The 4,038-nt window shown below is 69.1% G+C and carries 4 protein-coding genes; all 4 read right to left on the reverse strand.

Annotated elements, in window-relative coordinates; genetic code table 11:
- A partial coding sequence (locus ABTZ94_RS36475; protein WP_351207576.1) for a flavodoxin-dependent (E)-4-hydroxy-3-methylbut-2-enyl-diphosphate synthase occupies positions 1 to 278 on the reverse strand: 278 nt, incomplete at its 3' end.
- Positions 279 to 282: 4 nt separating this feature from the next.
- Complete coding sequence (gene hpnH, locus ABTZ94_RS36480) at positions 283 to 1,302, reverse strand: adenosyl-hopene transferase HpnH (RefSeq protein WP_351207578.1); 1,020 nt, start codon at positions 1,300 to 1,302, stop codon at positions 283 to 285.
- 5 nt (positions 1,303 to 1,307) lie between these two features.
- On the reverse strand, positions 1,308 to 1,967 hold the full coding sequence (locus ABTZ94_RS36485) for a phosphorylase family protein (RefSeq protein WP_351207580.1): 660 nt from the start codon (positions 1,965 to 1,967) through the stop codon (positions 1,308 to 1,310).
- Positions 1,967 to 3,967, reverse strand: coding sequence for a squalene--hopene cyclase (shc, locus tag ABTZ94_RS36490; protein WP_351207582.1), 2,001 nt, complete (start codon positions 3,965 to 3,967; stop codon positions 1,967 to 1,969). Before shc ends, ABTZ94_RS36485 begins: the two co-directional genes overlap by 1 nt.
- Positions 3,968 to 4,038 lie beyond the last annotated feature (71 nt).

Here is a 4,038-nt window from a genome sequence, read left to right on the forward strand (position 1 = left end):
TGCGACTTCTTCGCAATCGTCGCCAGCGCGTCCGCATCGTCCTGCGTCGGACACGCCACCCGCACGATCTGACAGCCCGACGCCGTCAGCTCCGCGATCTGCTGCAACGTCGCACCGACGTCCGACGTACGCGTCGTGGTCATCGACTGCACCGACACCGGCGCATCCCCGCCGACCGCCACCGACCCGACCTGGATGCGCCGCGAGTGGCGGCGCATCGCGAGCGGCCGGGCCGGCAGCTCGGGGAGACCCAGTACGACCGGTTTTCCAGTGGTCATGACGTCACCCGTTCCCGGAGACGGTCTCGCGCATGGCGCGCAGGGATTCCTTCAGCGATCCCATGGTGGCGAGGACGGCGGTGGGCTCGTAGCCGCAGTGCGCCATGCAGTTGGCGCAGCGCGGGTCCTTGCCCCGGCCGTATTTGTCCCAGTCGGTCTCCTCGATGAGTTCGCGGTACGTCGGGACGTACCCGTCACTCATCAGATAGCAGGGCCGCTGCCAGCCGAAGAGCGAGTAGTTCGGGATCGCCCATGCGGTGCACGGGAAGTCCGCCTTGCCTTCCAGGAAGTCCAGGAAAAGCGGTGAGTGGTTCAGCCGCCAGCGGGACCGGTTGCCGCCCGCGAACGACTTCTTGAACAGTTCCCGGGTCTGCTCGACGCCGAGGAAGTGCTCCTGGTCGGGTGCCTTCTCGTACGCGTAGGCGGGCGAGATCATCATCTCGTCGACCTTCAGATCGTCATTGAGGTAGTTCAGGACCTCGATGACGGTCTGCGGGGTGTCGGTGTTGAAGAAGGTGGAGTTCGTGGTGACTCGGAAGCCGCGGCGCTTGGCCTCCTTGATCGCCGCCACCGCCTCGTCGAACACGCCTTCCTTGGCGACCGATTCGTCGTGCCGTTCGCGCAGCCCGTCGATGTGCACGGCGAAGGCGAAGAACGGCGAGGGCGTGAATTTCTCGATCTTCTTCCGCAACAGCATGGCATTGGTGCAGAGGAAGACGTACTTCTTGCGCGCAACCAACTGCCGGACGATTTCGCCGATCTGCGGATGCATCAGCGGCTCACCGCCCGCGATGGAGACCATCGGGGCACCCGATTCGAGAACGGCACCCACAGCCTGGGCGACCGGCATGCGCTGCTTGAGCACTCCCGCCGGATGCTGGATCTTCCCGCAGCCCTCGCACGCGAGGTTGCAGGCGAACAAAGGCTCCAGTTCCACAATGAGCGGGAATTTGTCCCGCTTGCGGAGCTTCTGTTCAATGAGGTACGTCGCTACCTTGATGGACTGACGGAGCGGCATGGCCATCTGGCTCACCTCCTGGGGAGCAGCAAAGATCGGTGCCATTCATAGAAAGCCGGTAGGACGGCACGGAGAACACGGAAAGCCGATATTCCACCGCGTATCGTGCCGATACGGACGAGCTCATGCTCCGGAGCGTCCACGACCACCCGTACGGCCGCAACCGGGCGTGGCCCGGACCGCAGGGCGGCGCGAAGAGTGGCGGCGGACTCCATGTCCACCGCGATCGCGCCGGTGGCCCGCAGCTCGGCCCGCTCGTGTCCGCGTACGACATGGGCGGAGCCGGTCAGCGGACCGGTGTGGACGGTGCGGCCGGGCACCGCCCTGGCGAGGGCCTCGGCGAGCAGGCCCGTGCCGGTGCAGTCCGTCGAGTCCCCGGCTTCCCGGGTCTCGGCGGCGACCACCAGGTCCCCGGGGTGCATGCCGGGTGACAGCCCGGCGCAGAATCCGGAGGCGAGGACCGCCGTGCCGGGCGCCCGGTCCTGGCCGAGCGCCCGTGACACGGCCGCCTCGGCGGCCTTGGGGCCCATACCCGTACGGAGTACGGTCACTGGGCCGCGGGCTTCACCGGCCCTGCTTCTGCCGCTGCGCAGGGCGAATTGCTCGATGCCGAGCGCACAGGCGATCAGCAGCGGTACTGCGGGGCCGGCCGGCCCCGGGCCATCGCCCATCAGGCCCCCTTGCGGGTGACCGCGCGATCCGCGAACGGTTCGCCGTACACGTACCGTCCGAGTGCGGTGAGCGGGAAGACCTGCCGGTAGAGGTGGTAGTTGATGGAGAAGTCCCAGGGGAAGCCGGTTCCGGTGAAGTACGGCTCGTCCCAGGCTCCGTCGGCCTGTTGCGTCTCGCTGAGCCAGGACACTCCCCGCTGCACGGCCTTGCTGTCCCGCCGTCCTGCGGCGAGCAGCGCGAGCAGTGCCCAAGCGGTCTGGGAGGCGGTCGAGGCGCCGTGCCCGATCCACTTGTCCTCCTGGTACGAGCGCAGGTCCTCGCCCCAGCCGCCGTCGTCGTTCTGTACGGACTCCAGCCAGCCGACCGCGCGGCGGATCGCCGGATGCGTGACGGGCAGTCCGGCAGCCACCAGCGCCGGCACCACCGACCCTGTGCCGTATACGTAGTTGACGCCCCAGCGGCCGAACCAGCCGCCGCCCGCGTCCTGTTCGGCGAGCAGCCACTCGATACCGCGCCGGGTGGCAGGATGCTGGGACCGTCCCTCGACGGCGAGCATCTCGACCACGTGCCCGGTGACATCGGCGGACGGCGGGTCGATGACCTCACCGAAGTCGCAGAAGGGCAGCCGGTTGGGGAACGCGCTGGTGTTGTCCGCGTCGAACGCGCCCCAGGCGCCGTTGCGGGACTGCATGCCGAGGTTCCAGCGCACTCCGCGCCTGATGGCGGCCTCAATGCGTGCCTTGTCGGGGTGGCGGACCCGGCGCAGCGCGAGGACCACCTCCGCGGTGTCGTCGATGTCCGGGTAGTTGTCGTTGTGGAACTCGAACGCCCAGCCGCCCGGGTTGAGCCGGGGACGGCGCACGGACCAGTCGCCGGGCCGGACGATCTCCTCGCCGAGCATCCAGTCCGCGGCCTTGACGAGCGCCGGGTGGTCGGGGCTGACCCCGGCGTCGGCGAGGGCGATGGTGGCGAGGCAGGTGTCCCAGACCGGGGACTGACAGGCCTCGATCATCCGGGCGCCGTCCTCGCGCCAGACGGCGAAGCGGTCGAGCGAGGCGAGTCCGGCCCGCATCACCGGGTGGTCCAGGTCGTAACCGAGCAGGTGCAGGGCGATGACGGAGTACACGGCGGGCGGCTGGATGCCTCCCCAGCAGCCGTCGTTCTCCTGGCGTTCGATGATCCAGCGGGCCGCGGCGTTCATGGCGACCCGGCGCAGCTTGCGCGGTGCGACCTTGTGGTAGGTGTGCAGCGCCTTGTCGAGGCGCTGGAAGACTCCGTCCCAGCTCGCCGCCGGAGCGGAACGCCTGGGCGGGTTCGGGTGGCGCGGGTCGGTGTGCAACTCGTCGAGTGCGAAGGGGGCCGGGCGTACGGGCCGCTGCGCCGAGACGATGGTGAGCGGCACGATGGTCTGGCGGGCCCAGCAGCCGAAGTCGTAGATGTTGAGCGGCAACCACTTCGGGAAGAACATCAGCTCGGGCGGGAGTTCCGGCAGATCGTCCCATTTCCACCAGCCGAAGAGGGCGAGCCAGATCCGGGTGAAGACGCGGCTCGCCGCGATTCCGCCCTGTTCCCTGACCCATCCCGCAGCGCGGGCCATGTGCGGCTCGTCCGGCCGGTCTCCGGCCAGCCGCAGTGCCACGTACGCCTCGATGGTGGTGGAGAGCTCACCGGGGCCGCCGTGGAAGGTGGCCCAGGTGCCGTCGCCGCGCTGCTCGCCGCGGATGAAGCGGCCGGCCGCCTGAACAATGGCCTGGTCCTGAATGCCGAGGAATTGACGGAGCAGCAGGTCCTCGGCGTCCATGGTGACGTTGGTGGCGAGGTCGCCCTTCCACCAGCCCTGCTCGTCCTGCCTGCCGAGGAGATGCTCCACCGAGCGTTCCGCGGCCCGCCGCGCGGCGGCGAGTACGTCGTCCGCGGCGATGCTCGTATCGGTCGGATTACTGGCCGAGGCTGCGCGGGGGCTCACAGCCCCGGAGCTTCCGTCGGTCGTCGCTGTCATGGCTTCCCCTTCGTGCAGTTGTTCCTCTGCTGTGCTGGGGTCTCCGTCGGCCGGCGCCCGGGACGGGCACC

The sequence above is a fragment of the Streptomyces sp. NPDC002785 genome (assembly GCF_040295565.1).
Lineage (GTDB): Bacteria > Actinomycetota > Actinomycetes > Streptomycetales > Streptomycetaceae > Streptomyces.

What these genes read in the sequence shown, in the direction of transcription:
- hpnH (WP_351207578.1), bottom strand. Translation starts at nt 1,302, where the DNA reads ATGGCCATGCCGCTCCGTCAGTCCATCAAGGTAGCGACGTACCTCATT.
- ABTZ94_RS36485 (WP_351207580.1), bottom strand. Translation starts at nt 1,967, where the DNA reads ATGGGCGATGGCCCGGGGCCGGCCGGCCCCGCAGTACCGCTGCTGATC.
- shc (WP_351207582.1), bottom strand. Translation starts at nt 3,967, where the DNA reads ATGACAGCGACGACCGACGGAAGCTCCGGGGCTGTGAGCCCCCGCGCA.